Genomic DNA, 631 nt, shown 5'->3' with positions numbered 1-631 from the left:
TCCCCTGAGCGAGTGCGGAACGCCCCCTTCGAGATACACCCATTGACCTGCCGAAAGTTCAAGTGACGTTTCAGGCAAGCCGAGCAGAGCCGACCTTCCAGGCAATGCAGCGTGATGGGACCATCAACTTGGTGCGCCTTGATATCCGTGCCAGCGTGAACGATGAGGCGCACGACCTCGAACGCTTCCGATTTTACGACGGCGGTTGTCCGCGCGTCCTTCAGCTTCGGACTCAATGGTGCGAGATCAAAAACTTCTTCGGGGCTGGCGTGGTGCATGGCCATTGCACTCGTCTCCCTCCGCATGAGCAGGTCACAGGTGACCGACCTCGTATTGACCTATATTTTAAGTCACTGAAGTAAAGGCCAAGGCGGCAATCATCCCTCCAAAAGTTAGAACAACCCCGGCGACAAGCATTGGCACAAGGCTCGCACTGGAACGCGGATCAGCCTGCCTGTTGGCGAAGTCTTCGGCGTCCTTTTGCAATTCGGCTGCTTTTTGAACTTGATCAACGGTATTCATTGAGAACCTTTCTCAGCCCCTCGTTAGTTTGGTTGGTGTACAGAACCAAAATCAAGCTACCGTTCCATCTTCGTGAAGTGAGCAGAGCGACCCGGTACCTACTGGTACT

At 54.4% G+C, this 631-nt stretch carries 2 protein-coding genes; both read right to left on the bottom strand.

Annotated features, from left to right (window positions below; all coding sequences use genetic code 11):
- The coding region (locus B2M20_RS20015; RefSeq protein ID WP_476638876.1) for a cupin domain-containing protein at positions 1-284 on the bottom strand (284 nt) is incomplete at its 3' end.
- Between the two features lie 61 nt (positions 285-345).
- On the bottom strand, positions 346-522 hold the full coding sequence (locus B2M20_RS19845; protein WP_173816079.1) for a hypothetical protein: 177 nt from the start codon (positions 520-522) through the stop codon (positions 346-348).
- Positions 523-631: the final 109 nt, after the last annotated feature.

The sequence above is a fragment of the Nitrobacter vulgaris genome (assembly GCF_002028545.1).
Lineage (GTDB): Bacteria > Pseudomonadota > Alphaproteobacteria > Rhizobiales > Xanthobacteraceae > Nitrobacter > Nitrobacter vulgaris.
The sequence above is the reverse complement of the archived record's forward strand: the minus strand, read 5'-3'. Positions and strand labels throughout refer to the sequence as shown.

Coding starts and splice junctions, on each gene's coding strand:
- B2M20_RS19845 (WP_173816079.1), bottom strand. CDS start 522: ATGAATACCGTTGATCAAGTTCAAAAAGCAGCCGAATTGCAAAAGGAC.